The organism is Paenibacillus sp. P3E, assembly GCF_001909045.1.
Taxonomy (GTDB): Bacteria; Bacillota; Bacilli; order Paenibacillales; family Paenibacillaceae; genus Paenibacillus_AQ; species Paenibacillus_AQ helianthi.
On the sequence record NZ_LVWH01000174.1, the window covers coordinates 1 to 25,281 of the forward strand.

A 25,281-nucleotide genomic window follows, 5' to 3' on the forward strand; every position below is an offset into this window, starting at 1 on the left:
CATTTATAATTGCGTGGATTTTTCTCTGTGCCCGCTGGATATATTCACTTACACTACCTGACGAAATCATAAGCATCTCAGCGATAACAGCATGCGAGAAACCTTCTCCGTTAGCCAGCATGTAGCATTCCCGCTCCCTTTTACTTAACAGCCCCATTACATATTCCAGTTGTAAACGCTGGTCTTCTGAAAGGCCTCCTGAGTTGATTGTATTAGAATCATTCGTAAAGATTTGCATACGTATGGGTTCTAAAAGAATTTCCCGTTCATAACCAGCGCGCCGTTCTATCCCCCGTTTGTTCCCTGGCTGCCGTCCGGTGCTTAGCCACTCTAGTACATATTTGCAGTCGCTGATCATACCTGCGATTACCTTTTTATCATCCGCATCTGCATGACTGTATAAATGTTGTGCTCCCTTCAAGGAAATTTTATATTCTGGGAGCATGTCCTCTACAAATTCCGAATATGAAAATACCGGCCGATCTACATGTATATCATTCATCCTCATTCCCCTTTAATTATGAAATGTATTCAATAATACGCAATTTCGTATTTTTAAATCATAATATGCTCAATATCGTACAATGTCAAGCCAAAATCCATTAAAAATACGATAATGCATATTTACTTTGAGAATCAAAAGCTCTAAAATGAAATTAATAATACGAAGTAGCGTGTTACTCTGATGATTTTTAAGGAGGACTATGTGTGCAGAGGGCTGAAGTCTTAAAGAAGTTAATCGAGGAAACAGGCCTGAACATTAAAGCTTTTGCAGAAAAGGCGGGACTTCCATATACTACGCTCAGATCAATCTTAATGCGGGGGGTAGGAGGGGCATCCGTCGATAATGTAATTAAAGTTTGTCGTGCTTTGGGAATAACTACCGAAGATATGGATCGTTTAGCTTTCGGATCTAACCAAGAATCTGCTGCTCCAATGCTCCCTGAACTTTCTGAATTTGAGGCTTTTCTAAATAATCCGGAGCATGGGCTTTTTTTTAAAGATTATTTGGAGGCACCTGATGAACGAAAAAGAGAAATGTTAACCTTTTGGCAGTTTATCAAGGATCTAGAGAAGAAAAAATCGGAGCTCCCAGGTGACAAATAAATTATTTTGCGTATAATCGTGGTTTCAGCCAACGAGCTGATTCCTTATATCTATACATACGAACATATATTCTTATTGAGGAGGCTTTTTATGTTTTTACATTATAAAAAAACACATTTAGAGCAATTTGTGGAACAAATCTACATAAATCATCACATTCTAAATCCAGAAGACATTACCATTGAAAGGATCTCAACAGATCTGAATATTAATGTAGCGTATGCACCAATCAGAAGTAGAGCCTATGAGTCCCTATCAGGCATACGATGCATGTTGCTGGATAACCGTATCACACCAATGAAGCAACGCTTTGAATTTTTGCATGAGCTATGTCACATGCTGAGGCACGCAGGCAATCAAATGGTACTGCCTAGTCCCTTTATTAAAGCCCAGGAGGAAGATGCAGAGAAATTTGTTCTTTACGCGACAATGCCTTTTTTTATGATTCAACCCGTTGCATTATCTGATGAATATAAGATCGCCATCCAACAGCTTTCCTGTATCTTTGGCGTGTCCAGAGATATGGCTAAGATCCGTTTCGATCAAATTCTACGGCGCGAGTATGAAGGTGAGCTTATACCTGATGCTGCAAGTCGGCAATTAACGAGGAGAAAAGAAACTGCCCCCCACCAAGATAATCATGAAACTAAAATATTTGCTTATTACGATCCCCACAGCACTTTTGATGGTCCAGACCAACTCATCGTTTGTCTGGATCAGAAGACCTTATCTAGCCAACATGAATGGGTTCTTCCTATGGAAGAACGGTTTCAAGAAATTGACCTCGAGTCATTGAAGAATATTGAAATTGAGTCTGCAACAAGAGGGGATTTAATCTGTTTTGATGGGCAACTCACCTTACAAATTCACCGACTTGTCTATAGACATGGATTGTCGAAACAGAACTTTGTGCTGCAAATGCGGGATATTGAGCAGATACTTGAAGCGGATCACTGCTCAATCCGAAGATTTCTATGATACAATGTTACGAACAATTTAAAACAAACAAAAAGCCCCTGACCATAAAGGCCAGAGGCTTGATTTCCTTGATATACAAGGGATATTAACGTTTCGAGAACTGTGGAGCACGACGAGCGGCTTTGAGGCCGTATTTCTTACGTTCCTTCATACGTGGGTCACGAGTCAGGAAGCCGGCTTTCTTCAAAGCTCCACGATACTCAGGGTCAACTTTGAGCAATGCACGGGAAATCCCGTGACGAATTGCGCCAGCTTGACCGGAAATGCCGCCACCATGTGCAAGAACGATTACATCGTAGTTGCCCAGAGTTTCAGTCAGGTTCAAAGGTTGTCTTACGATCATCTTCAGTGTTTCCACACCGAAATATTCGTCCATCTCGCGTTTGTTAATGACAATGCGTCCTTCACCCGGTACAAGGCGAACACGTGCTACCGAATGTTTACGACGACCTGTCCCATAGTATTGTACTTGTGCCATGAAACTGTCCTCCTCTATTCTTATCCGCGAAGTTCGTAAACTTCAGGTTTTTGTGCTGCATGTGGATGTTCAGCGCCAGCATATACTTTGAGTCTCAGTTTCATGTGATCCCCTTGACGAGTCTTAGGAATCATGCCGTGAACTGCGAATTCAATCATACGCTCAGGTTTGGTCTTGATCAGGTCTTCTGCAACAGTAACCTTCAGACCGCCTGGGTGCATCGAGTGACGGTAGTATTTCTTGTTTTGCATTTTCTTGCCGGTCAGGTGAATCTTCTCAGCGTTGATAACAATTACGAAATCTCCAGTATCAACATGTGGAGTGAATTGCGGTTTGTGTTTGCCACGGATCAGAGCAGCGGCTTCGCTTGCCAAACGACCAAGTGTTTTGCCTTCGGCATCAATGATGTGCCAATTGCGTTCAACTTCGTTCGGCTTCGCCATATAGGTGGTACGCATGAATGTTTCCTCCTTGTTCTCGTACGAAAATCATCTGTTTCGTATATCTTGTTTCTCATTGGATTACAATTATGTGAGTTAAGAAAAACTTGTTTGTTGGCATTCTCTTGATCGGGGCTGTGGGATAGCCATCAAGAAAACACAACTTTTATATTACAGCATAAACATAACTAGCGCAAGTGATTTCTTATATTCAACGCATAATATTTTATAAATACAAATGCACTGAACATTTAGCTACCTGCTTCGTCATATTCCACACTCCACAATGCTAATCCCTTAGCTACAGCCGTAGGCCCCGCTTCTGCACGGTCGCAGGCAGCAAGAATATCGGCAACCGCCTCTGCACGAATCTTACCTTCCCCTACATGAATCAGCGTTCCCATAATAATGCGAACCATATGCTGTAGAAAGCCACTGCCTGTAATATAGGTATGAATTACTCCCTGGTCTGCAGATCCGTTCCGGCACATACTGAGGTCAAGCTCCATATGCGCCTCAAAAATCGTCCGGACATGTGAAGTCTTCGTAGATTTCCTTGATGCGAACGACGTGAAGTCATGGGTGCCTACAATATGGGCCAGACCTTGCTGCATTGCAGAGATATCAAGCTTCACCGGATGATGATGCTGCCATCGCCGCTGGAATGGATCTGGGAAACGGTTGCCATTAATCGTATACCGATAGGTTTTGCGCTTTGCTCCTCTACGAGAGTGAAACTCTAGCGGTACCTCCTGTGCCTCAGTGACTACGATATCCTGGGGCAGCCGTGCATTCAAGGCCAAGCACCAACGCTCTAACGGGATCTTGGAAGAGGTAAGGAAGTTAAACGGCTGGCCATAAGCATGCACACCTGCATCAGTCCGTCCTGAGCCCGTTATTTTGAGTTTCTCGCCGGTCAGATGCAGTATGGCATGTTCAATATGGTCCTGTATCGTATTGCCCTGAGGCTGGGTCTGAAAGCCATCATAGCGGGTACCGTCATAATTGACCTTCATCAATAGATTACGCATTTCCGTTCTTCCTTTCAGCGGTTCCAAACTACATCACCATTCGTCTTCAAAAAAAAAGAGCCCCGGCGGGAGCTCCTTCTACTCTATACAAGGTGATTCCCGCGGATATTGTACGGCAGGGCCTAAATGCCCCTGCAGCACAATAACGTTAAATACTTCTCTGCCCATACTACATAGAGCATGTGCGATAAGGGGTACATCCGGAAATCATAACTTGTGATCCTACGCGCGGTCTACCAATTCAAGATAAACCATAGGCGCAGCATCGCCACGACGAGGTCCCAGCTTCAGGATACGAGTGTATCCGCCTGGACGCTCTGTGTAACGAGGAGCAATGTCAGAGAACAATTTTTGGATTGCATCCTGTTCACCGTCTACAGTCTCACGGCGGACAAATGCTGCTACTTGACGACGAGCATGAAGATCGCCCTTTTTCGCTTTAGTGATCAGCTTTTCAGCGATAGAACGAACTTCTTTCGCTTTAGCTTCTGTTGTTTGGATACGCTCATAAAGAAACAGATCCGTTACCATGTCCCGGAACAATGCTTTACGCGCACTGGAATCACGGCCCAACTTTTGGTATGCCATTTGTTTTCCCTCCTTTACTCAAGCAATCTGCCAGCTATTCTTCTGTACGGAGTCCCAAACCAAGTTCCTCAAGCTTCTCTTGAACTTCTTCCAAAGATTTACGGCCCAGGTTACGGACCTTCATCATATCTTCTTCAGTTTTCGTAGTCAGCTCTTGCACGGTATTAATACCGGCACGTTTGAGGCAGTTGTAAGAACGCACAGAAAGATCAAGCTCTTCGATTGTCATCTCAAGCACTTTTTCTTTTTTGTCTTCTTCTTTTTCCACCATAATTTCGGCGTCTTTCGCTTCGTCCGTAAGACCTACGAACAAAACGAGGTGCTCGTTCAAAATTTTGGCTCCCAGGCTAACAGCTTCTTCCGGTCTGATACTGCCGTCCGTCCAAATTTCCATCGTCAACTTGTCATAGTTGGTCACTTGACCTACACGAGTATTGTCGATGCCATAATTCACACGGGAGATAGGCGTATAGATGGAATCCACCGGGATAACTCCGATGGGCTGATCGTCGCGCTTGTTACGGTCCGCTTGGACGTAACCGCGGCCACGGCCTGCAAAAATTCGCATGTGAAGTCTCGCGCCAGGTCCCAGCGTTGCAATATGAAGATCCGGGTTCAGGATCTCAACATCGCTGTCCGCACGGATATCACCTGCGGTAACGATGCCTTCACCTTCAGCATCAATCTCGAACACTTTCTCTTCGTCTGAATGGATTTTCAGGGAAAGAGCTTTAAGGTTCAGAATGATTTCCGTCACATCTTCCATTACGCCAGGAACGGTCGAGAACTCATGCAGAACGCCGTCAATTTGGACCGAAGTCACTGCGGCTCCCGGAAGGGAGGAAAGCAAGATCCGGCGAAGCGAGTTCCCCAGAGTCGTGCCATATCCACGTTCCAGCGGTTCAACTACGAATTTCCCATAGGTTCCTTCATCATTGGCTTCTACGGTCTCAATCTTCGGCTTTTCGATTTCTATCACGAGTGTACCCCTCCTTCAAACGTCGCTCCTATATGAAACTGTCACCCCATCAGGTGTATCATGTAGTATGCCTAAACACCTATTATTAGCAGATGCGTCAGAATTATACCACAATCACAATTCTGATTTCACTATACGCGGCGACGCTTCGGCGGACGGCATCCATTGTGAGGAACCGGAGTTACGTCTTTAATGAGGTTTACTTCAAGGCCAGCGGCCTGAAGGGAACGGATGGCTGCTTCGCGGCCCGCGCCCGGTCCTTTAACCATAACTTCAACGGACTTCATGCCGTGTTCCATAGCTGCTTTTGCAGCAGTTTCGGCTGCCATTTGCGCTGCAAATGGAGTCGATTTACGGGAACCTTTAAATCCTTGACCGCCGGAGCTTGCCCAGGAAATTGCATTTCCGTGAGGGTCCGTGATCGTAACGATAGTGTTGTTGAACGTGGAACGGATGTGTGCCACGCCAGACTCGATATTTTTCCGGTCGCGACGTTTAGTACGTACGACTTTTTTCGGTTTAGCCATTGTCTCTTATCACCTCTTCTTATTTCTTTTTGTTTGCTACCGTACGACGCGGGCCTTTCCGGGTACGGGCATTCGTTTTAGTACGTTGACCACGAACAGGCAATCCACGACGGTGACGAACACCGCGGTAACAGCCGATCTCAGTAAGACGTTTAATATTCAAGGAAATTTCACGACGAAGGTCACCTTCAACCTTAACTTCTTTGTCGATCGTTTCACGCAGTTTGCTGACTTCATCTTCCGTCAAATCACGGACACGTGTGTTAACGTCAATGCCTGTTTCATTAAGAATTTTCTGGGAAGTCGTTTTACCGATTCCGAAAATATAAGTCAAGGCGATCTCAACGCGTTTATCACGTGGCAAATCCACTCCAGCTATACGAGCCATTTTACGCTACACCCCCTTCTTAACCTTGTTTTTGTTTGTGTTTCGGATTTTCGCAAATTACCATAACAGTCCCTTTGCGGCGGATGACTTTGCATTTTTCGCAAATGGGCTTTACAGAAGGTCTTACCTTCATGTTAATTACCTCCTCAAAGTTTTGCGAAGCAAAACTTTTGTTGTAGTTCCCATCTATTTACGGTAAGTTATACGACCTTTTGATAAATCATAAGGCGATAACTGCACGACCACTTTGTCTCCGGTTAGGATACGGATAAAGTGCATCCGCAATTTCCCGGACACATGGGCAAGTATTTGATGACCGTTCTCAAGCTCAACCTTAAATGTTGCATTCGGCAACGGTTCAATGACCGTACCTTCCACTTCAATGACATCTTCCTTAGCCACAGTTAGTCTCCTTTCTCATAAGCACTTTTTCCAGCAGGTGTAGCATACTTCATGACTGCAAAACGCAGCTTTCCGTTCGTTACCCGGCCGGTTTCTTCCAAACTGTTCACAATCTCACTGCTGATGAAGGGTATGAGCTCCAAATGCTGAATATTCTTCTTCTTCGGTGCATCAAACTTGCGTTTGTCTCCATCGGCAATATATACAAATCTGCTATCAACAACTGCGATAACAACGGCAGCCTCTCCGGCATCTTTGCCTTTGAGAATTCTCACGATTTGACCAATCTGCGGGCTGCTCCCAGTATTCACGTGAAGATCACCTACGCATTCAGTTTTGTGAAAATTTCCATGCCGTCCGGTGTAACTGCTACTGTATGCTCAAAGTGAGCACAAAGTGAACCATCTACCGTAACGACCGTCCAGTTATCTTCCAGCGTTCTGACATATCTGTCCCCTGCGTTAACCATCGGCTCAATCGCGAGCACCATACCCGGTTTCAGACGTGGTCCGCGGTCCGCTATGCCATAATTCGGAATTTGCGGTTCTTCATGCAGTTCTGCCCCAATGCCATGGCCAACATACTCGCGTACGACGGAGAATCCGGCGTCCTCGATGTATTGTTGAATTGCATGGGAGATTGTAAACAAGCGCACATCCGGTTTGACTAACGCCAGTCCCGCGTACAAGGAGCCTTCCGTTACGTCCAGCAGACGCTGGGCCTGTTCGGAAATGCTGCCCACCCCGTAAGTCCAGGCGGAATCACCGTGATAACCGCGGTACTCTGCACCAATGTCCAGCGTAACAATATCGCCTTCGACCAGTTTTCGCTTACCCGGAAATCCATGCACCAATTGTTCGTTGACTGAAGCGCAAATGCTGGCAGGAAAACCGTTGTAACCTTTGAAAGACGGCACAGCACCTTGACTGCGAATGTATTGATCGGCGATTCTGTCGAGTTCTCCAGTCGTTACCCCAGGCTCAATGGCCTCAGCGATCAGACGGTGACTCTCGGCAACAATTCGACCAGCTTCCCTCATAAAGGCAAGTTCCTGTTCGGATTTACAAATGATCATTACATTAACCTCGCAGCAAAGATACGATTTCGGAAGAAACGACATTGATTTCGTTTTCCCCGTTCACCTGACGCAAAAGACCTTTATTGTCATAAAACGCAAGCAGTGGCGCTGTCTTATTGTCATACTCGTCCAGACGCTTGCCTACACTTTCTTCGTTGTCATCCGGACGTTGATACAATGCACCGCCATCAATATCGCAAATGCCTTCTTGCTTCGGCGGGTTGAAAATCAAATGGTAGGATGTCCCGCAAACAGTACAGATTCGGCGTCCGGTAAGGCGCGCCATCAACAGTCCACGGTCCACATTCAAGTTGATTACATGATCCAACGATTGATTCAAGCGGCTCAAGATATCTTCCAGCGCTTCCGCTTGCGAAAGGGTTCTTGGAAAGCCATCCAATAAGAAACCTTTTTCGCAATCGGACTGCTGCAGCCGTTCTTCAACAATTCCAATGGTCACATCATCAGGTACAAGCAGACCTTGATCGATATAAGATTTGGCCTTAAGTCCAACCGGAGTACCTTGCTTGATAGCCAAGCGGAAAGCATCACCTGTCGAAATATGAGGAATATCCAACTCTTTTACAACTACAGCAGCCTGTGTCCCCTTGCCTGCCCCAGGAGGGCCCATGAATAAAATGTTCACGATTTCTCTTCTCCCCCCAAAAGTTCGCCACCAAGCAAGAAACAGCACAATAGGTGCCGGGAAGTCTGTGAGTCTATGCTTCGCCGGAACCTATCGACTATTTATTGATGAAGCCTTTGTAATGGCGTTTGATCAATTGGCTCTCGATCTGCTTCATCGTATCCAATGCTACACCAATTACGATCAGCAGTGAGGTACCACCAATCTTGACCGAACGGGGTAGACCAGACAAGTTACCAAAGAATACCGGAAGGACAGAGATCAGAGCCAGGAAAATCGCCCCTGACATAGTCAGACGAGACATTACCCGGGTCAAATATTTCTCAGTCGCTTTACCTGGACGAATGCCTGGGATATAGCCACCGTTTTTCTTCATATTATCAGCCATTTGCTGCGGATTCATCTGAACAAACGTATAGAAGAACGTAAATCCGATGATCATGACCACATAGAGGACCATGCCGAGCGGCTTATCATAATAAAGATTTGCAGTAACCCATTTAGCCCATTCATGACTTGCCCAGAAGCTCGATATTACAATTGGAAATTGAAGCAGTGATACGGCGAAGATAACCGGAATTACACCTGCCGCATTGATTTTAAGCGGAATGTGTGTATTCTGTCCACCGTACATTTTGTTACCGACCACTCGTTTAGCGTATTGTACAGGGATTTTCCGGATACCTTGTTGTACAAAGATAACCCCTGCAATAATCGCTATAATCACGATCAGAACAATAACGACTTTAAGAATATTCAGGAACACCTGATCCGGCTGAATAAAGCTTGATTGTGCCGTAGTGGTAATATATCCCGGGATGGCGGCGACGATGCCCGCAAAAATCAGGATCGAAATCCCGTTTCCTATTCCCTTTTCTGTAATCTGCTCACCCAGCCACATCAGGAATGATGTACCAGCCGTCAAGATGATCGCGATAAGCAGGTAATCCGCAAAAGTTGCATTTGGAATCATCTCAGTGCCATATATCCGGTTAAACCCGATTGATGTAGCAAAAGCTTGAATCAAACCGAGTACTACGGTGCCGTAACGGGTAATTTGCGCCAGTTGCTTTTTCCCGTGCTCCCCTTGTTTAGCCCATTCGGCAAACTTAGGAATTACATCCATAGAGAGCAATTGCACAATGATAGATGCAGTAATGTACGGGTAAATACTGATCGCAAAGATAGAGAAGTTTTTGAGCGCTCCGCCCGAGAAGGTGTTTAAAAGACCCATCAAAGCGTCCCCGCTCTGATTTGTTGATTCCAGTACATCTTTGTTCACACCGGGAACCGGTACAAACGAACCGATGCGGTAAATGATCAGAACGAACAGGGTAAACAGGATCTTTTTGCGCAAATCTTCAACATGCCATATATTCTTAAGCGTCTTGAACATTAGATCACCTCGGTTTTACCGCCGGCAGCCTCGATTTTCTCTACCGCAGATTGAGAGAACTTATTTGCTTGTACAGTCAATTTAACGGCTAGTTCGCCATTACCGAGAATCTTAATGCCGCTTTTGGAATTCTTGACAACACCAGTTTCAATAAGCAACTGTGGAGTCACTTCAGTTCCTTCAGCAAAGCTGTTCAGATCTTCCAGGTTCACAATCGCATACTCTTTACGGGTAGGATTAATGAAACCACGTTTAGGCAGACGACGATAGAGTGGGTTTTGTCCACCTTCGAAGCCCGGACGAACACCGCCGCCGGAACGGGAGTTTTGCCCTTTATGACCGCGGCCGGAAGTTTTACCGTTCCCACTACTAGGACCACGACCAACGCGATTGCGTTCTTTGCGTGAACCAGGAGCTGGAGCAAGTTCATGTAACTTCATCGTTTGCACCTCCTTATATTTGTTAATTTATGAGAGGCGTTTAGCCTTCAATTTCTGTAACGGATAACAAGTGGCTCACTTTATTGATCATTCCGCGAATTGCAGGAGTGTCATTGTGGACCACGGACGAGTTGGTCTTACGCAGGCCGAGCGTCTTAACAGTAACACGTTGTGTTTCTGGACGTCCGATTACGCTGCGTACGAGGGTAATTTGCAATTTTGCCATTGACGTTCCCCTCCTTAACCGCGCAATTCTTCGACAGATTTGCCGCGAAGTTTCGCGACCTCTTCAATGCGTTTCAGACGGGAAAGTCCCTCCAAAGTTGCATTGACCATGTTCATGGAATTCGAAGAACCCAAAGATTTTGTCAAGATGTCGCCAACGCCTGCCAATTCCAATACCGCACGAACAGGACCACCGGCAATAACGCCAGTACCTTCTGATGCTGGTTTCAGCAGCACACGTCCTGCGCCGAAATGTCCAGTAACCAGATGGGGAATCGAAGTTCCTACGATTGGAATGTGAATCAGGTTTTTCTTGGCGTCTTCAATGCCTTTACGGATGGCATCCGGAACTTCGCCGGCTTTACCGATACCAGCACCGACGTAGCCGTTGCCGTCGCCCACAACAACAAGTGCGCTAAAGCTGAAACGGCGTCCGCCTTTTACAACTTTTGCAACACGGTTAATGTGTACAACTCTTTCTGTCAGTTCTAAACTGTTCGGATCTACACGCAAGTCGTTAACCTCCTTTTAGAAATATTCTAGAATTCAAGACCGGCTTCGCGAGCTGCGTTAGCCAAAGCCTGAATCCGTCCATGGTACAAGTATCCTCCGCGGTCAAATACAACCACAGCATATCCTTTTTCTTTGGCACGCTCAGCGATCAATTGACCTACTTTGCTTGCAGCTTCAACGCTACCGCCATTTCCGATGTTAGCACTCAGATCTTTATCGAGTGTCGAGGCAGATACGATAGTAACGCCTGACACGTCATCGATCAGTTGAGCGTAGATGTGTTTCGACGAACGGAACACATTCAAACGTGGACGCTCAGCAGTCCCCTGAATTTTCTTACGAACACGCAGGTGTCTTTTGAGACGAGCCTTGTTTTTATCCTCTTTTGTAATCATGACTTCCCTTTCACTCCCTTCAGTTTGCCGTAAACAGCTTCACTTTAAGATGCACGGGGTATCTTACAATTAAGATTAAACCGGTTATTTCTTCTTACCGGCTTTACCTTCCTTGCGGATGATACGCTCGCCTTCATATTTGATACCTTTACCTTTGTACGGTTCAGGTTCGCGTACGGAACGGATTTTGGCAGCATAAGCGCCAACGCGTTCTTTATCGATGCCCTTAACGATGATCTTCGTGTTCGCAGGAACTTCGAACTCGATACCCGCTTCCGGTGTGATTTCAACCGGGTGGGAGTAACCAACGTTCAGTACGATTTTATCTCCGGATTTGCTTGCACGATATCCGACCCCAACCAGCTCCAGAGATTTCGAGAAACCTTCAGTCACACCACTAACCATGTTGTTGACAACGGAGCGGGTTGTGCCGTGAAGTGAACGATGCAATTTGTTGTCCGACGGGCGAACAACGGTGATTTCGTTATTTTCAACTGTAACCTTCATGTCTTTATGAAGCTCACGAGTCAAAGTGCCTTTAGGACCTTTTACTGTAATAACGGTGTTGTCCAAAGTGACATCTACACCGCTAGGTACTGCGATTGGTTTGCGACCAATACGAGACATGTGTTGCACCTCCTTATCTTGTGACGTTTATTACCAAATGTAGCAGACAACTTCTCCGCCCGATTTAGATTGACGAGCTTCTTTGTCGGTCATAACTCCCTTAGATGTGGAGATAATCGCGATTCCAAGGCCGCCGAGTACACGAGGCACTTCATTGCTCTTCGTGTAAACGCGAAGGCCTGGTTTACTGATTCTTTTTAGACCGGAGATAACGCGCTCCTGGTTCGGGCCGTATTTCAAGAAGATACGGATAATCCCTTGTTTGCTGTCTTCAACGAATTCAGCGTCACGGATGAAACCTTCACGCTTCAGAATGTCCGCGATTTGTTTTTTCATTGTCGAAGCAGGCATTTCTACTGTCTCGTGACGCACAGTGTTGGCGTTACGAATACGAGTAAGCATATCTGCGATAGGATCAGACATAGTCATGTGTGTAAACCTCCTTCCCGTTTATAAACTTCTTACCAACTTGCTTTTTTCACGCCAGGAATCTGGCCTTTATAAGCTAACTCACGGAAACAAATTCTGCAAATTTTGAACTTTTGCAGTACCGAATGTGGACGACCGCAACGCTCGCAACGTGTGTATGCACGTACTTTGAACTTGGGCTCGCGTTGTTGTTTAACTTTCATTGAAGTTTTTGCCACTTAGCCTGACACCTCCTAAACATTTTCGGAGAAATGGATGAACCGTCCTTATTTTGTGAAAGGCATTCCCAGTTGAGTCAGAAGCTCACGGGATTCCTCATCCGTCTTAGCAGTCGTTACAATAACGATGTCCATACCGCGTGCTTTATCTACTTTATCATATTCGATTTCGGGGAAAATCAATTGGTCCTTAAGACCAAGTGTATAGTTACCGCGACCGTCAAATGATTTAGTCGAAACCCCACGGAAGTCACGTACGCGTGGAAGTGTTACGTTAAGCAATTTGTCCAGGAAGTAATACATGCGATCTCCGCGCAGTGTTACTTTAACCCCGATCGGCATGTTTTCGCGCAGTTTGAAACCGGCGATAGATTTCTTTGCTTTGGTGATCACCGGTTTTTGACCAGCAATCAGTTGCATATCGTTAACTGCAGCATCAAGTACTTTGGAGTTTTGAACAGCGTCACCTACACCCATGTTGATGACGATCTTCTCGATCTTAGGCACTTGCATTACAGTCGTGTAGTTGAACTTCTGCATCAAAGCAGGTGTGATTTCATTCAGAAAACGTTCTTTCATTCTTGCCGCCATGAAGATTTACCTCCTTTCTTTAGGACTGTATTAGTCGATAATCTCTCCGGATCTTTTAGCTACCCGAACCTTCTTACCGTTATCGAGCACTTTATAACCAATACGGGTAACTTTACCGCTCTTCGGATCAATGTGCATTACGTTGGACACATGAATCGAAGCTTCTTGCTCAATGATTCCACCTTGTGGATTCAACTGGTTCGGCTTCTGGTGTTTTTTCACCATGTTCACGCCTTCTACCAGAACGCGGTTTTCACGAGGATAAGCAGCGATGACACGGCCTTTTTTACCTTTGTCTTTCCCGCTAATCACAAGTACCACATCATCTTTTTTCACGTGCAGTTTATTGTTATGGGATTCCAGAACTTTTTTCACTCTAGGCATTTATTACACCTCCTATGACACTTTTTGGGACATTTCCTTTAGATTACTTCCGGTGCCAAGGAAACGATCTTCATGTAGTCTTTATCGCGAAGTTCGCGAGCAACTGGTCCGAAGATACGTGTTCCGCGCGGGCTTCTGTCGTCTTTTACAACAACAGCTGCATTTTCGTCGAATGCGATGTAAGATCCATCTTTACGGCGAACGGAACGTTTGGTACGTACAACTACCGCTTTAACAACATCACCCTTTTTGACAACGCCGCCTGGTGTTGCTTGTTTAACGGAACAAACGATCAAATCACCGATTGCTGCTGTACGGCGTCCAGTACCACCCAGTACGCGGATACACATCAGTTCCTTCGCACCAGAGTTATCAGCCACATGCAAACGTGTAAATGGTTGAATCATTATTAATTTCCTCCTTCCGATCAAGCTTCATAGGTCGTCTTAAATGATAACCGCTGCTTCTACCACTTCAACAAGTCTCCAGCGTTTGTCCTTAGACAACGGACGAGTTTCCATGACTTTCACGATATCACCGATTTTCGCAACATTCTCTTCATCATGTGCCTTGAATTTCTTCGTGGACTTGATGCGTTTGTGATACAGATTGTGCTTCTTATAGGTTTCAACAGCAATTACGATGGTTTTATCCATTTTGTCGCTGACTACTTTACCGATCAGCACTTTACGTGCATTACGTTCTTCGCTCATAGTTAGCCTCCTTCCTGATTACGGATTAAGCATCCGCCGTCACTTAACTGATCCCAAGTACTCTTTGATGGATAACGGTTTTAGCACGAGCTATTTCCTTGCGCACGTCACGAATCCGAGTCGGGTTATCCAGTTGGCCAGTTGCCAATTGAAAACGGAGATTGAAGAGTTCTTCTTTGAAACCAGCGATCTTCTGTTCAATCTCGGCAGTGGTTAAGTTGCGAAGTTCATTAGCTTTCATTTGCTTCACCACCCAATTCTTCACGTTTCACAAACTTAGTCTTTACAGGCAGCTTGTGAGCGGCAAGACGCATCGCTTCACGAGCGATTTCTTCCGACACGCCTCCGAGTTCGAACATAATCTTACCCGGTTTAACTACGGCTACCCATTTTTCAACGTTACCTTTACCACTACCCATACGAACCTCAAGAGGCTTTTGAGTAATAGGCTTATCTGGGAAAATCTTGATCCAAACCTGACCACCACGTTTGATGTAACGTGTCATTGCAATACGGGCAGCTTCGATCTGACGGTTAGTGATCCAAGATGGTTCCAGAGCTTGCAGGCCGAATTCGCCGAAGTTAAGTTCTGTACCGCCTTTTGCCATACCCTTCATGTGACCGCGTTGTTGCTTGCGGTGTTTAACGCGTTTTGGTACCAACATGATTAGTTGCCTCCTTCCTGAGCAGCTTGTTTCTTAGCTGGGGGAAGAACTTCTCCACGGTAGATCCATACTTTCACGCCGATGCGGCCGTAAGTAGTATGTGCTTCAGCCGTTCCGTAATCGATATCGGCACGAAGCGTATGAAGTGGAACTGTTCCTTCGCTATAACCTTCTGAACGGGCAATCTCAGCGCCGCCAAGACGTCCGCCAACTTGAGTTTTAATTCCTTTTGCGCCGGAACGCATAGTTCTTTGAATCGCTTGTTTCAGAGCACGACGGAACGATACACGACGTTCCAATTGTTGTGCGATGCTTTCAGCAACAAGAATAGCATCCAATTCAGGGTGCTTAATTTCGTTGATGTTGATGTGAACCTTTTTGCCGCCAGCAATTGCTGTAACTGCGCTGCGAAGTACTTCTACTTCTGCTCCGCCTTTACCAATTACCATACCTGGCTTAGCAGTGTGAATTGTAACGTTCACTCGGCTTGCCGCTCTTTCGATCTCGATGCGGGAAACAGAGGAATCCTTCAACTTGCCTTTAAGGTATTCCCGGATTTTGACGTCTTCCATTAAAAGAGTACCGAAATCTTTGCCTGCATACCATTTAGATTCCCAATCGCGAATAATACCGATTCGGAGTCCGACTGGATTTACCTTTTGACCCACGTGTTATCCCTCCTTATTTCTCAGATACCACCAAAGTAATGTGGCTGGTACGTTTATTGATCCGGCTTGCGCGGCCCATGGCGCGCGGACGGAAACGTTTCATAGTAGGACCCTGGTTAACGAAAACTTCGCTAACGAACAAACTGTTCACGTCCATTGAGTAGTTGTGCTCAGCATTGGCGATCGCCGAGTTAAGCAATTTCTCAACTACCGGAGAAGCGGATTTTGGAGTGTGGCGAAGAATTGCAATTGCTTCCCCCACTTGCTTGCCGCGAATCAAGTCAACAACCAGTTTCGCTTTGCGAGCGGAAATCCGCACCGATCTAGCATGTGCTTTTGCTTCCATTGTTTTCCCTCCTCTCAAACGAAGACGTTAATTATCTTCTGGTTTTCTTATCGTCACCCGCGTGGCCTTTGTAAGTACGTGTTGGCGCGAACTCGCCCAACTTGTGACCTACCATATCTTCCGTTACGTATACAGGCACGTGTTTGCGGCCGTCATATACACCAAACGTATGTCCGATAAACTGAGGGAAAATGGTTGAGCGACGGGACCAAGTTTTAACTACAACTTTTTTATCAGCCTCGTTCAAATCCTCAACTTTTTTCAGCAGGTAGCCATCAATAAACGGCCCCTTCTTTAAACTGCGACCCATGTGTGAATCCTCCCTTCATCCGGTTCTTCAAACCGCGAATCGACGCTTCGCGTTAAGCTAACTTATCAGAAGCGTCTTATTTTGTGCGGCGGCGAACGATATATTTATCAGATGCCTTGTTTTTCTTACGCGTTTTGTAACCGAGGGTTGGTTTGCCCCAAGGAGACATAGGCGATTTACGTCCGATAGGAGCGCGACCTTCACCACCACCGTGTGGGTGATCGTTCGGGTTCATTACAACACCGCGTACTTCTGGACGTTGGCCAAGCCAGCGACTGCGTCCGGCTTTACCGATTTTGATCAGTTCGTGATCTTCGTTACCTACGGAACCAATCGTTGCGCGGCATACGCTGAGGATTCTGCGTACTTCACCGGAGTTCAAGCGAACGGATACGTATTTTTCTTCCTTACCCAGCAACTGAGCTTCAGTACCAGCAGCACGAACCAATTGTCCGCCTTTGCCAGGTTTCAACTCAATGTTGTGGATAATTGTACCTACCGGAATATTCTCCAGAGGAAGGCTGTTACCAACTTTGATGTCGGCTGCAGGGCCGGACTCAACTTTATCCCCAACTTTCAGACCTTTAGGAGCGATAATGTAACGTTTCTCTCCATCTGCATAGTGGATCAAAGCAATGTTGGAAGTACGGTTCGGGTCATACTCGATCGTAGCAACGCTACCTGGTATGCCGTCTTTAGTCCGTTTGAAATCGATGATACGATATTTACGTTTGTGTCCGCCGCCATGGTGACGAACCGTAATTTTACCTTGGTTGTTACGTCCCGCTTTTTTGCTCAGCGGCGCAAGCAACGATTTCTCTGGCTGGTTTGTTGTGATTTCTTCAAACGTAGACACGGACATGCCGCGTCTTGCCGGAGATGTCGGTTTGTACTTTTTGATTGGCACTATAGTTCCCTCCTTACTTCACAGAGTTTTATTCTACCGCTTCAAAGAATTCGAGCGGTTTGCTGTCCGGGCTAAGTTTAACGATGGCTTTTTTCCACTCTGGAGTGTAACCAGAATATTTGCCGTAACGTTTCAGTTTACCAGGCACGCGCATTGTATTCACACTAACTACTTTCACTTTAAAAATAGCTTCAACAGCTTTTTTGATTTCGGTCTTGTTAGAACGGATATCCACTTCAAAAGCGTATTTCAATTCGCTCATGTATTCGGATGTGCGTTCCGTAATCACCGGACGCTTGATAATATCACGCGGATCTTTCATTACGCGAACACCTCCTCTACCTTCAGAACTGCTTCTTTAGTGATGATCAGTTTGTCGTACGTCAGTACGTCAAGAACATTGATGCCGTCAGCCGCTACGAATTTCACCCCAGGGATGTTACGAGCGGAAAGTGCTACATTGTCATCATAGCTAGGAGCTACGATCAGAGCTTTGCTACCCACTTTAAGGTTGTTCAGAATCGCTGCGAATTCTTTCGTCTTCGGAGCATTCATAGTCAAGCTGTCCAATACGATGATGTCGTTCCCGAGTACTTTCGAGGACAACGCGGATTTGATGGCCAACCGGCGAACCTTCTTAGGCAATTTCCAGGAATAGCTGCGTGGTGTTGGTCCGAAGACTACGCCGCCGCCTTTCCATTGTGGCGAACGAATGGAGCCTTGACGAGCACGACCTGTACCTTTTTGTTTCCAAGGCTTACGTCCGCCGCCACGCACTTCAGAACGTCCTTTTACTTTGTGTGTACCACGACGAAGGGAAGCTCTTTGCATAAGTGCAGCTTCATGCAGCACATGTACGTTCGGTTCGATACCGAAAACTGAATCACTCAGTTCAACTTCGCCAACTTCGTTACCACTAATATTAAAAAGTGTTACTTTTGGCATTTCATGTTCCTCCTTTCTTCAGAAATTATTTCTTAACGGTTTGTTTAACTTTCACGAAGCTGTTTTTAGGGCCTGGAATCGCGCCTTTAACCAGCAATACATTACGTTCTACGTCAACTCGGATGATCTCAAGCTTTTGAACCGTTACAGTCGTGTGACCCATATGTCCTGGCAGGCGTTTACCCTTAGGAACACGGTTAGCTTGAATGGAACCCATGGAGCCTGGTCTTCTGTGGTAACGCGATCCGTGTGCCATTGGTCCGCGGCTTTGTCCCCAGCGTTTGATGTTACCCTGGAAACCTTTACCTTTCGAAGTACCTGTTACGTCAACAAATTCGCCTTCTGCGAAGATGTCAGCCTTAAGCTCTTGTCCAACCTCGAGTGACCCGAGGTCAACACCGCGAATTTCGCGAACGTAGCGCTTAGGTGTTGCATTTGCCTTTTTGGCGTGACCCTGTTCAGGCTTGTTAGAGCGACTTTCCTTCTTATCGGAAAAGCCCAACTGCACTGCTTCATATCCGTCGATATTCAGGTCTTTCTTTTGCAGTACCACACAAGGTCCAGCTTCGATTACCGAAACGGCAATTACATTACCTTCTGGAGTAAACACTTGAGTCATACCGAGTTTTTTTCCTAAGATACCTTTCAATGTTGACACCTCTTTTCTTTTCTTAATTACTCAATGATAGTATTACAATTTGATTTCGATATCTACACCGGACGGTAGATCCAAGCGCATCAAGGCATCCACAGTTTGTGGTGTTGGGTTCACAATATCGATCAAACGTTTGTGAGTCCGTTGTTCAAACTGTTCACGGGAATCCTTGTACTTGTGTACCGCACGGAGAATAGTAATAATTTGCTTCTCAGTTGGCAACGGAATCGGCCCGGATACACCAGCACCCGAACGTTTTGCTGTTTCAACGATTTTCTCTGCGGATTGATCAAGAATTCTGTGGTCGTATGCTTTCAAGCGGATACGAATTTTTTGCTTTGCCATTTTAGTCCCTCCTTCTATCGCCCAATTTATTATCGGACATACTCCGTGAAAATTTTCTGACGTCGACCTCATGGCAAAGGGGCCGGGTGTGTCAGTAACCTCTCACATCATCGCAACGTCTCAGAACAACATTTATTATTATATATAATAGACGGCAAGATTGCAAGTGATAATCAAAAATAGTTCACGATTTTTTCATCCGCTGTTTCTTTCTATAATATAGGCATTTTGATGTTCCAAATCTATATTTTGGCCTCTTCAACGGTCACAATTTCCTGCATCTAACCTACCTGGATTCTGCTCTCATAAAACAGATTGATCCGATCTAAAGCTATGTAAGTGTACATGTCCTTCATTGTCATTCCCTGAGACTCTAGAGCAGACGGAACAGTACTATGGCAAGGTATTGTCTACTTCATCGCTACACTCCACCAGCAGCTCTACAGCCGCATTAGTATCAATGCTCATAGCTTTGTGCCCAAAGCTAAATTCAGTAATCTAGCTATTTGGGCACGGTCTGAATAACTTATTGTGTTAATGATCTGGAAAAGTCACTATTTCGGTTTTAATCTCTTATATATTGTTCATCAATAAAGAAATGCGACTCAGCTTTATTTATATCCCCCAATCCGTAAAAGTGAATCCATATCAATGATCTCCACTTTTCTGTTACGTAAAGTAATTATGTTAACACTTATTAATTTGCGCAGTTTTCGGCTTAATGTTTCCGCAGATGTTCCAATCATAGCTGCGATTTCTTTTTTTGCAGAGGGTAATTCTATGACTTGCCTCTGAGCTGTGTTGACTTCCCCCGATTTGTTTCCATGTGCAAGTTTCACTAGAAGTCTCGCAAGTCTTTTTTCCACCTCAAACATATGCATGACTCCTGCCGTCTCTTCCGCCTGCTGCAGTTGCTCACTCATTGACATAAGAAAACTGAATGCCAGCGAAGCGTTCTGTTCTAAAAGGGGCAGAAAATCCTTCCGTCGCATCTGACATACACTCCCGCTCTCAACAATCTCCGCAGTGAAATTATTCTGCTTATGATGCAGTAAGGCAAACTGCCCGAAATAATCTCCTGGGAAAAGATATCGCACTACATGCTGTTTTCCTTCTGCATTACATTGAGTTAATTTGATCAGGCCGCTTTTAACCACAAACAATGCATCTGATTCTTCGCCTTCTCTGAATACCTGTTGCCCTTTATTGTAGTAATTGGATTCGATTATGGATTGAATTACAGATAATTCTCCATCTGAAAGAGCCTGAAATACTGGCACTCCCCGGACACAGGAGAGCGATTCACAAATATCACAGTTCATTGTTTACACATCCTATTCCTTTAATTTTCTCTCAACATATCAAGAATGCTAAGGGAACCGAGTGACTACCCGCACAAATTCCAAAAAACTTGATCCACATCAAGGAATATTCTCTTCACATCCCTCAAAATAAAAGTATAGAGAGAGAACAATAAGAAGGAGATGAAATTAATGAATCTGCGATACACCTTTGATGATATGAAAAAAGTGGATCGATCACAGCTGGGGGATATGGTTCCTCTGGAGCTCTTTCGAACGATTCGTCTTATTGGCTTAAATCAAGGCTTACCGCTTGGCGGTAAAGGAACCACACTAACTATAGGAAGGAAGATTGGTGAGAGCCTGCCTGCTACCTCTGTAGAGGAACTGATTATGCTATTCGAAGATCTCAAGATTGGACTCCCCCGAATAGTTCATTCAGATGAACACAAAATAAACATACAGTCGAGGATTGCTTCTGCAAAGGTCTACCCACCCTTGCTGAGGAAAAAATGATTTGCGATTTGGAAGGAGCCATTCTGGAGGGAGCTCTAACTAAAATACTGGGAAGAAAAATTTCAGTAAAAGAGATCAAGTGTAATGCAACTGGCCATGAACATTGTGAATATGAGGTTAAACTGTAATCTTAACAAATCAAACAATTGAAAGCAGGGAATGACATGGAGAAAAAAACTGTAGCAGAAGCAATTCATTACCAGGAAGAGCGTTTTACAAAGAGAATTCTTTTTCAAAAAGGGGATAGCTTAGTCTTCGTGCTTAATTTCATGCCAGATCAGCAGTTACCTGTCCACAAGCATCCAGGATCCGAAGTATACATCTTAGCGTTAAAAGGAGAAGGGACCATTCAAGTGAATGATATTGATTATCCTTTCGCTGAAGGAGAAATTCTGCATATTGCCGGTGATGAATCATTTGCTTACAAAAACAGCAGTGATCAGCCCGCAAGCCTGCATGTAGTATTAAGTAAAACTCCTAATTCAATGTACTCTAAGGAGATATAGGAGATAGTTCCAACTCTACTTTCAATCTATTTGGAGGTAGAGTTTTTTTGCGTAAAAAAGCAGGGACTCTTCGTTAGAAGAATCCCTGCTCTTGTAGTTCAGATCTAACCTTACGGATAGAGCTGAATTATTTTTGGATGGAAGCTACGGAACCGGCACCAACTGTACGTCCGCCTTCACGAATGGAGAATTTAGTACCTTCTTCAATAGCGATTGGGGAGATCAGGGAAACAGTTACAGTGATGTTGTCACCAGGCATAACCATTTCAGTACCTTCTGGCAGGTTGATGATGCCAGTTACGTCAGTTGTACGGAAGTAGAATTGTGGACGGTAACCAGTAAAGAATGGTTTGTGACGTCCGCCTTCTTCTTTAGTCAGAACGTAGATCTGAGCAGTGAACTCAGTGTGTGGGTTAACGGAGTTCGGCTTAGCCAATACTTGGCCACGCTCGATCATGTTACGGTCTACACCACGCAGCAATGCGCCGATGTTGTCGCCCGCTTGAGCGGAATCGAGCAATTTACGGAACATTTCAACGCCTGTAACAACGGATTTTTTCTTTTCTTCGTGAATACCAACGATTTCGATTTCTTCTCCGACTTTAACTGTTCCACGTTCTACGCGACCAGTTGCCACAGTACCGCGGCCAGTGATGGAGAATACATCTTCGACAGGCATCAAGAAAGGCTTGTCAGTTTGACGTTCTGGAAGCGGGATGTACGTGTCGATCGTTTCGAACATTTCAACGATCTTCTGTGCATATTCGCCTTCAGGGTTCTGAAGAGCTTCACGAGCAGATCCACGGATGATTGGAGTATCATCGCCTGGGAAGTCGTATTCGCTCAGCAAGTCGCGAACTTCCATTTCAACCAGTTCAAGCAACTCTTCGTCTTCAACCATGTCGCATTTGTTCAGGAACACGACGATGTAAGGAACACCTACTTGACGGGACAACAGGATGTGTTCACGAGTCTGTGGCATAGGGCCGTCAGCTGCGGATACAACCAGGATTGCTCCGTCCATTTGCGCTGCGCCAGTGATCATGTTTTTAACATAGTCGGCGTGTCCAGGGCAGTCTACGTGAGCGTAGTGACGGTTAGGAGTTTCATATTCAACGTGAGCTGTGGAAATAGTGATACCACGTTCGCGTTCTTCAGGAGCTTTGTCGATTTGGTCGAATGCTACAGCAGCGCCACCGTATTTTTTGGACAATACAGTAGTGATTGCAGCAGTCAGAGTCGTTTTACCATGGTCGACGTGACCAATGGTACCGATGTTAACGTGTGGTTTGTTACGTTCAAACTTTGCCTTTGCCATTTGAACAGTTCCTCCTTAATGTGGGGTTCCTTATATTTGAGCCGCCCGCCTACATGTAATTCTAGATGACTGAGTATTGATATCCGGACGGCAAGTTAAAATGGAGACTATTCTCCGCCTTTGTTCTTGGATACGATTTCTTCTGCAATGGATTTAGGAACTTCTTCATAGTGAGAAAGCTCCATTGAGAATACACCGCGTCCTTGAGTACCAGAACGGAGAGTTGTGGAGTATCCGAACATTTCGGAAAGAGGCACCTTTGCACGGATAATTTGCGCTCCACCACGGGAATCCATACCTTCGATTCTACCGCGACGGGAGTTCAGCATACCCATAACATCGCCCATGTATTCCTCAGGGACAGTTACTTCCACTTTCATGATTGGCTCGAGCAGTACAGGTTTGCACTTTTCTTTAGCCGCTTTGAGTGCCATCGAGCCGGCAATTTTGAACGCCATTTCGTTGGAGTCAACATCATGATAAGAACCATCTACGATGGTTGCCTTAACGTCTACAAGCGGGAAGCCTGCAAGAACGCCGTTTTTCATTTGCTCTTCAATACCGGCAAGTGCAGGAGCGATGTATTCTCTAGGTACAGAACCACCGACAACTTTACTTTCGAATTTGCTGCCTGTACCTGGCTCGAGGGGTTCAAACTCAACCCATACGTGACCGTACTGACCGCGACCGCCGGACTGGCGAACGAATTTACCTTCAACGCGTGCTGGTGCTTTGAATGTTTCGCGGTAAGCAACCTGTGGTTTACCCACGTTGGTTTCTACCTTGAATTCGCGGCGCATACGGTCGATGATAATATCCAGGTGAAGCTCACCCATACCTGCCAGGATAGTTTGGCCAGTTTCTTCATCAGTGTGAGCACGAAGAGTTGGATCCTCTTCAGTCAACTTTCCGAGAGCAACGCCCAATTTATCTTGGTCAGCTTTGGTTTTTGGTTCAACTGCGATTTCGATAACCGGATCAGGGAAGTTCATGGACTCCAGGATTACCGGGTGTTTCTCGTCGCAAAGTGTATCGCCTGTACTTGTGTCCTTCAGACCAACTGCTGCCGCGATATCACCGGAATATACAATGGAGATTTCTTGGCGGCTGTTCGCATGCATTTGCAGGATACGGCCGATACGCTCACGTTTGTTCTTAGTAGCATTAACTACATAAGAACCGGATTCCAGTACACCGGAGTATACGCGGAAGAACGTAAGTTTACCTACATAAGGGTCTGTCATGATTTTAAATGCCAGTGCTGCGAATGGTTCTTCGTCCGAAGAGTGACGAACCGCTTCTGTACCGTCATCCAGATGACCTTGAATAGCAGGTACATCCAGTGGGGATGGCAAGTAATCAACAACAGCGTCCATCATGAGCTGAACACCTTTGTTACGGTAGGAGGATCCGACAATTACAGGGAAGATCTTAACGTCACATACGCCTTTGCGCAGTGCAGCTTTGATTTCGTCAACTGTGATTTCTTCGCCTTCCAGGTACTTCATAGTCAGATCTTCGTCAAGTTCTGCTACCTTCTCGATTAACTCAAGACGCAGAGTCTCAACTTGTTCCAAATAATCAGCAGGAATTTCTGTGATTTCGATATTTTGACCAAGGTCATCTTTGAAGATATGAGCTTTTTGCTCAACCAGGTCAATAATACCAACGAAGTCGTTTTCGGCACCAATTGGCAGTTGAATTGCAACTGCGTTGGCTTGCAAGCGATCACGCATGCTTTCTACGACGTTAAGGAAGTCCGCGCCAATGATATCCATTTTGTTAACATATGCGATACGGGGAACACCATAACGGTCAGCCTGTCTCCATACAGTTTCAGACTGAGGTTCAACGCCCTCTTTCGCACTGAAAACGCCTACTGCCCCATCCAATACACGAAGGGAACGTTCAACTTCAACAGTGAAGTCAACGTGTCCCGGAGTATCAATGATATTGATGCGGTGACCTTTCCATGCAGCAGTTGTAGCGGCGGAAGTAATAGTGATTCCGCGCTCCTGTTCCTGTTCCATCCAGTCCATTGTTGCAGCACCTTCGTGAACTTCACCGATTTTGTGCGTACGGCCTGTATAGAATAGAATCCGCTCAGTGGTAGTAGTCTTACCAGCATCAATATGTGCCATGATCCCGATATTACGTGTATTTTTCAAGGAGAACTCTCTTGCCATGAAATGGGTCTCCCTTCAAAATATAAGTTATTTGAACGGC

General features: G+C 45.5%; 43 protein-coding genes. 5 read left to right on the forward strand and 38 right to left on the reverse strand.

The genetic code is table 11. The features are described from left to right. Positions 1-502, reverse strand: a 502-nt coding sequence (locus A3842_RS18025) for a sigma factor-like helix-turn-helix DNA-binding protein (RefSeq protein ID WP_074102284.1), incomplete at its 3' end; no start/stop codon positions are given. 206 nt (positions 503-708) lie between these two features. Between A3842_RS18025 and A3842_RS33350 the strand changes: the two genes are divergently transcribed. Both A3842_RS33350 and A3842_RS18035 read left to right on the forward strand, forming a co-directional pair. Further along, entirely contained in the window at positions 709-1,107 is a 399-nt protein-coding gene (locus A3842_RS33350; protein WP_074102285.1) for a helix-turn-helix domain-containing protein, read from the forward strand. 90 nt (positions 1,108-1,197) lie between these two features. Continuing rightward, positions 1,198-2,085, forward strand: a complete 888-nt coding sequence (locus tag A3842_RS18035) for an ImmA/IrrE family metallo-endopeptidase (protein ID WP_074102286.1) — start codon at positions 1,198-1,200, stop codon at positions 2,083-2,085. 85 nt (positions 2,086-2,170) lie between these two features. Here the strand turns inward: A3842_RS18035 and rpsI are convergent, their stop codons facing one another. The 35 genes from rpsI to A3842_RS18210 form a co-directional block, all read right to left on the reverse strand. Then, on the reverse strand, positions 2,171-2,563 hold the full coding sequence (gene rpsI / locus A3842_RS18040) for a 30S ribosomal protein S9 (protein ID WP_042140127.1): 393 nt from the start codon (positions 2,561-2,563) through the stop codon (positions 2,171-2,173). Between the two features lie 20 nt (positions 2,564-2,583). Continuing rightward, positions 2,584-3,021 carry a 50S ribosomal protein L13 gene (gene rplM, locus A3842_RS18045; protein ID WP_042140128.1) on the reverse strand — a complete coding sequence of 146 codons (438 nt, stop codon included), beginning with the start codon at positions 3,019-3,021 and terminating at the stop codon, positions 2,584-2,586. Between the two features lie 233 nt (positions 3,022-3,254). Beyond that, positions 3,255-4,034 carry a tRNA pseudouridine(38-40) synthase TruA gene (gene truA / locus A3842_RS18050; RefSeq protein ID WP_074102287.1) on the reverse strand — a complete coding sequence of 260 codons (780 nt, stop codon included), beginning with the start codon at positions 4,032-4,034 and terminating at the stop codon, positions 3,255-3,257. Positions 4,035-4,256: 222 nt separating this feature from the next. After that, complete coding sequence (rplQ, locus tag A3842_RS18055) at positions 4,257-4,622, reverse strand: 50S ribosomal protein L17 (protein ID WP_019908254.1); 366 nt, start codon at positions 4,620-4,622, stop codon at positions 4,257-4,259. A 34-nt stretch (positions 4,623-4,656) separates the two neighbouring features. Beyond that, on the reverse strand, positions 4,657-5,601 hold the full coding sequence (locus A3842_RS18060; RefSeq protein ID WP_025706576.1) for a DNA-directed RNA polymerase subunit alpha: 945 nt from the start codon (positions 5,599-5,601) through the stop codon (positions 4,657-4,659). Between the two features lie 131 nt (positions 5,602-5,732). After that, complete coding sequence (gene rpsK, locus A3842_RS18065) at positions 5,733-6,128, reverse strand: 30S ribosomal protein S11 (protein WP_020427052.1); 396 nt, start codon at positions 6,126-6,128, stop codon at positions 5,733-5,735. 19 nt (positions 6,129-6,147) lie between these two features. Continuing rightward, on the reverse strand, positions 6,148-6,516 hold the full coding sequence (gene rpsM, locus A3842_RS18070; RefSeq protein WP_036721817.1) for a 30S ribosomal protein S13: 369 nt from the start codon (positions 6,514-6,516) through the stop codon (positions 6,148-6,150). A gap of 19 nt (positions 6,517-6,535) precedes the next feature. Beyond that, a complete protein-coding gene (gene rpmJ, locus A3842_RS18075) occupies positions 6,536-6,649 on the reverse strand; it encodes a 50S ribosomal protein L36 (protein ID WP_003322638.1) in 114 nt (37 codons plus the stop codon). A gap of 53 nt (positions 6,650-6,702) precedes the next feature. Then, positions 6,703-6,918, reverse strand: a complete 216-nt coding sequence (gene infA / locus A3842_RS18080) for a translation initiation factor IF-1 (RefSeq protein ID WP_018753971.1) — start codon at positions 6,916-6,918, stop codon at positions 6,703-6,705. A 2-nt stretch (positions 6,919-6,920) separates the two neighbouring features. Further along, a complete protein-coding gene (locus A3842_RS18085) occupies positions 6,921-7,229 on the reverse strand; it encodes a KOW domain-containing RNA-binding protein (RefSeq protein ID WP_074086535.1) in 309 nt (102 codons plus the stop codon). A gap of 11 nt (positions 7,230-7,240) precedes the next feature. Continuing rightward, on the reverse strand, positions 7,241-7,993 hold the full coding sequence (map, locus tag A3842_RS18090; protein WP_074086534.1) for a type I methionyl aminopeptidase: 753 nt from the start codon (positions 7,991-7,993) through the stop codon (positions 7,241-7,243). Between the two features lie 4 nt (positions 7,994-7,997). After that, the gene (locus A3842_RS18095; RefSeq protein ID WP_074102288.1) at positions 7,998-8,642 is read right to left on the reverse strand and encodes an adenylate kinase; all 645 of its coding nucleotides are present in this window, start codon (positions 8,640-8,642) and stop codon (positions 7,998-8,000) included. 97 nt (positions 8,643-8,739) lie between these two features. Next, a complete protein-coding gene (gene secY / locus A3842_RS18100) occupies positions 8,740-10,038 on the reverse strand; it encodes a preprotein translocase subunit SecY (RefSeq protein WP_074086532.1) in 1,299 nt (432 codons plus the stop codon). Beyond that, entirely contained in the window at positions 10,038-10,478 is a 441-nt protein-coding gene (gene rplO, locus A3842_RS18105; RefSeq protein ID WP_020427058.1) for a 50S ribosomal protein L15, read from the reverse strand. The genes secY and rplO overlap by 1 nt, the downstream gene beginning before the upstream one ends. A gap of 40 nt (positions 10,479-10,518) precedes the next feature. Further along, the gene (rpmD, locus tag A3842_RS18110) at positions 10,519-10,704 is read right to left on the reverse strand and encodes a 50S ribosomal protein L30 (protein WP_019908243.1); all 186 of its coding nucleotides are present in this window, start codon (positions 10,702-10,704) and stop codon (positions 10,519-10,521) included. A gap of 14 nt (positions 10,705-10,718) precedes the next feature. Further along, positions 10,719-11,216, reverse strand: coding sequence for a 30S ribosomal protein S5 (gene rpsE, locus A3842_RS18115; RefSeq protein ID WP_036652980.1), 498 nt, complete (start codon positions 11,214-11,216; stop codon positions 10,719-10,721). 26 nt (positions 11,217-11,242) lie between these two features. Further along, the gene (rplR, locus tag A3842_RS18120) at positions 11,243-11,611 is read right to left on the reverse strand and encodes a 50S ribosomal protein L18 (protein ID WP_074086531.1); all 369 of its coding nucleotides are present in this window, start codon (positions 11,609-11,611) and stop codon (positions 11,243-11,245) included. An 84-nt stretch (positions 11,612-11,695) separates the two neighbouring features. Next, positions 11,696-12,238, reverse strand: a complete 543-nt coding sequence (gene rplF / locus A3842_RS18125; RefSeq protein ID WP_025706584.1) for a 50S ribosomal protein L6 — start codon at positions 12,236-12,238, stop codon at positions 11,696-11,698. 30 nt (positions 12,239-12,268) lie between these two features. Beyond that, the gene (gene rpsH, locus A3842_RS18130) at positions 12,269-12,667 is read right to left on the reverse strand and encodes a 30S ribosomal protein S8 (protein WP_019908239.1); all 399 of its coding nucleotides are present in this window, start codon (positions 12,665-12,667) and stop codon (positions 12,269-12,271) included. Between the two features lie 32 nt (positions 12,668-12,699). Further along, positions 12,700-12,885: a type Z 30S ribosomal protein S14 gene (locus A3842_RS18135; RefSeq protein ID WP_036589425.1), complete on the reverse strand. Its 186-nt coding sequence runs from the start codon at positions 12,883-12,885 to the stop codon at positions 12,700-12,702. Between the two features lie 48 nt (positions 12,886-12,933). Beyond that, positions 12,934-13,476 (reverse strand): 50S ribosomal protein L5, encoded by a 543-nt coding sequence (gene rplE / locus A3842_RS18140; protein WP_074086530.1) that lies wholly within the window; start codon positions 13,474-13,476, stop codon positions 12,934-12,936. Between the two features lie 30 nt (positions 13,477-13,506). Then, positions 13,507-13,860, reverse strand: a complete 354-nt coding sequence (rplX, locus tag A3842_RS18145) for a 50S ribosomal protein L24 (RefSeq protein WP_019908235.1) — start codon at positions 13,858-13,860, stop codon at positions 13,507-13,509. A gap of 38 nt (positions 13,861-13,898) precedes the next feature. Then, entirely contained in the window at positions 13,899-14,267 is a 369-nt protein-coding gene (gene rplN / locus A3842_RS18150; RefSeq protein WP_019908234.1) for a 50S ribosomal protein L14, read from the reverse strand. Positions 14,268-14,306: 39 nt separating this feature from the next. Then, a complete protein-coding gene (gene rpsQ, locus A3842_RS18155) occupies positions 14,307-14,573 on the reverse strand; it encodes a 30S ribosomal protein S17 (protein ID WP_020427063.1) in 267 nt (88 codons plus the stop codon). A 43-nt stretch (positions 14,574-14,616) separates the two neighbouring features. Further along, the gene (gene rpmC, locus A3842_RS18160; RefSeq protein WP_019908232.1) at positions 14,617-14,814 is read right to left on the reverse strand and encodes a 50S ribosomal protein L29; all 198 of its coding nucleotides are present in this window, start codon (positions 14,812-14,814) and stop codon (positions 14,617-14,619) included. Then, positions 14,804-15,238: a 50S ribosomal protein L16 gene (rplP, locus tag A3842_RS18165; RefSeq protein ID WP_020427064.1), complete on the reverse strand. Its 435-nt coding sequence runs from the start codon at positions 15,236-15,238 to the stop codon at positions 14,804-14,806. The genes rpmC and rplP overlap by 11 nt, the downstream gene beginning before the upstream one ends. Before the next feature lie 2 nt (positions 15,239-15,240). After that, on the reverse strand, positions 15,241-15,906 hold the full coding sequence (gene rpsC, locus A3842_RS18170; RefSeq protein ID WP_074086529.1) for a 30S ribosomal protein S3: 666 nt from the start codon (positions 15,904-15,906) through the stop codon (positions 15,241-15,243). Positions 15,907-15,919: 13 nt separating this feature from the next. After that, positions 15,920-16,252: a 50S ribosomal protein L22 gene (gene rplV, locus A3842_RS18175; protein WP_019908228.1), complete on the reverse strand. Its 333-nt coding sequence runs from the start codon at positions 16,250-16,252 to the stop codon at positions 15,920-15,922. Between the two features lie 31 nt (positions 16,253-16,283). Next, complete coding sequence (gene rpsS / locus A3842_RS18180; protein WP_039298640.1) at positions 16,284-16,562, reverse strand: 30S ribosomal protein S19; 279 nt, start codon at positions 16,560-16,562, stop codon at positions 16,284-16,286. A gap of 76 nt (positions 16,563-16,638) precedes the next feature. Further along, positions 16,639-17,469 carry a 50S ribosomal protein L2 gene (rplB, locus tag A3842_RS18185; protein ID WP_074086528.1) on the reverse strand — a complete coding sequence of 277 codons (831 nt, stop codon included), beginning with the start codon at positions 17,467-17,469 and terminating at the stop codon, positions 16,639-16,641. Between the two features lie 28 nt (positions 17,470-17,497). Beyond that, positions 17,498-17,791 (reverse strand): 50S ribosomal protein L23, encoded by a 294-nt coding sequence (rplW, locus tag A3842_RS18190; protein ID WP_039298634.1) that lies wholly within the window; start codon positions 17,789-17,791, stop codon positions 17,498-17,500. Beyond that, entirely contained in the window at positions 17,791-18,414 is a 624-nt protein-coding gene (gene rplD / locus A3842_RS18195) for a 50S ribosomal protein L4 (protein WP_074086527.1), read from the reverse strand. The genes rplW and rplD overlap by 1 nt, the downstream gene beginning before the upstream one ends. Positions 18,415-18,439: 25 nt before the next feature. Then, positions 18,440-19,063, reverse strand: a complete 624-nt coding sequence (gene rplC, locus A3842_RS18200; protein ID WP_036721840.1) for a 50S ribosomal protein L3 — start codon at positions 19,061-19,063, stop codon at positions 18,440-18,442. Between the two features lie 42 nt (positions 19,064-19,105). Then, positions 19,106-19,414, reverse strand: a complete 309-nt coding sequence (gene rpsJ, locus A3842_RS18205; protein WP_017692074.1) for a 30S ribosomal protein S10 — start codon at positions 19,412-19,414, stop codon at positions 19,106-19,108. Positions 19,415-20,025: 611 nt separating this feature from the next. After that, positions 20,026-20,736 (reverse strand): Crp/Fnr family transcriptional regulator, encoded by a 711-nt coding sequence (locus A3842_RS18210; RefSeq protein ID WP_074102289.1) that lies wholly within the window; start codon positions 20,734-20,736, stop codon positions 20,026-20,028. Between the two features lie 171 nt (positions 20,737-20,907). Between A3842_RS18210 and A3842_RS18215 the strand changes: the two genes are divergently transcribed. The 3 genes from A3842_RS18215 to A3842_RS18220 are packed head-to-tail and all read left to right on the forward strand — an operon-like array spanning position 20,908 to position 21,737. After that, positions 20,908-21,231 (forward strand): hypothetical protein, encoded by a 324-nt coding sequence (locus A3842_RS18215; RefSeq protein ID WP_256701752.1) that lies wholly within the window; start codon positions 20,908-20,910, stop codon positions 21,229-21,231. Next, entirely contained in the window at positions 21,228-21,359 is a 132-nt protein-coding gene (locus tag A3842_RS33355; RefSeq protein WP_256701753.1) for a 4-vinyl reductase, read from the forward strand. Before A3842_RS18215 ends, A3842_RS33355 begins: the two co-directional genes overlap by 4 nt. 36 nt (positions 21,360-21,395) lie before the next feature. Then, complete coding sequence (locus A3842_RS18220; protein WP_074102290.1) at positions 21,396-21,737, forward strand: cupin domain-containing protein; 342 nt, start codon at positions 21,396-21,398, stop codon at positions 21,735-21,737. A 127-nt stretch (positions 21,738-21,864) separates the two neighbouring features. On the opposite strand, the gene tuf is transcribed toward A3842_RS18220, so the two are convergent. Next, entirely contained in the window at positions 21,865-23,055 is a 1,191-nt protein-coding gene (gene tuf, locus A3842_RS18225) for an elongation factor Tu (protein WP_039298612.1), read from the reverse strand. 107 nt (positions 23,056-23,162) lie between these two features. Further along, complete coding sequence (gene fusA, locus A3842_RS18230) at positions 23,163-25,241, reverse strand: elongation factor G (protein ID WP_074086522.1); 2,079 nt, start codon at positions 25,239-25,241, stop codon at positions 23,163-23,165. Positions 25,242-25,281 lie beyond the last annotated feature (40 nt).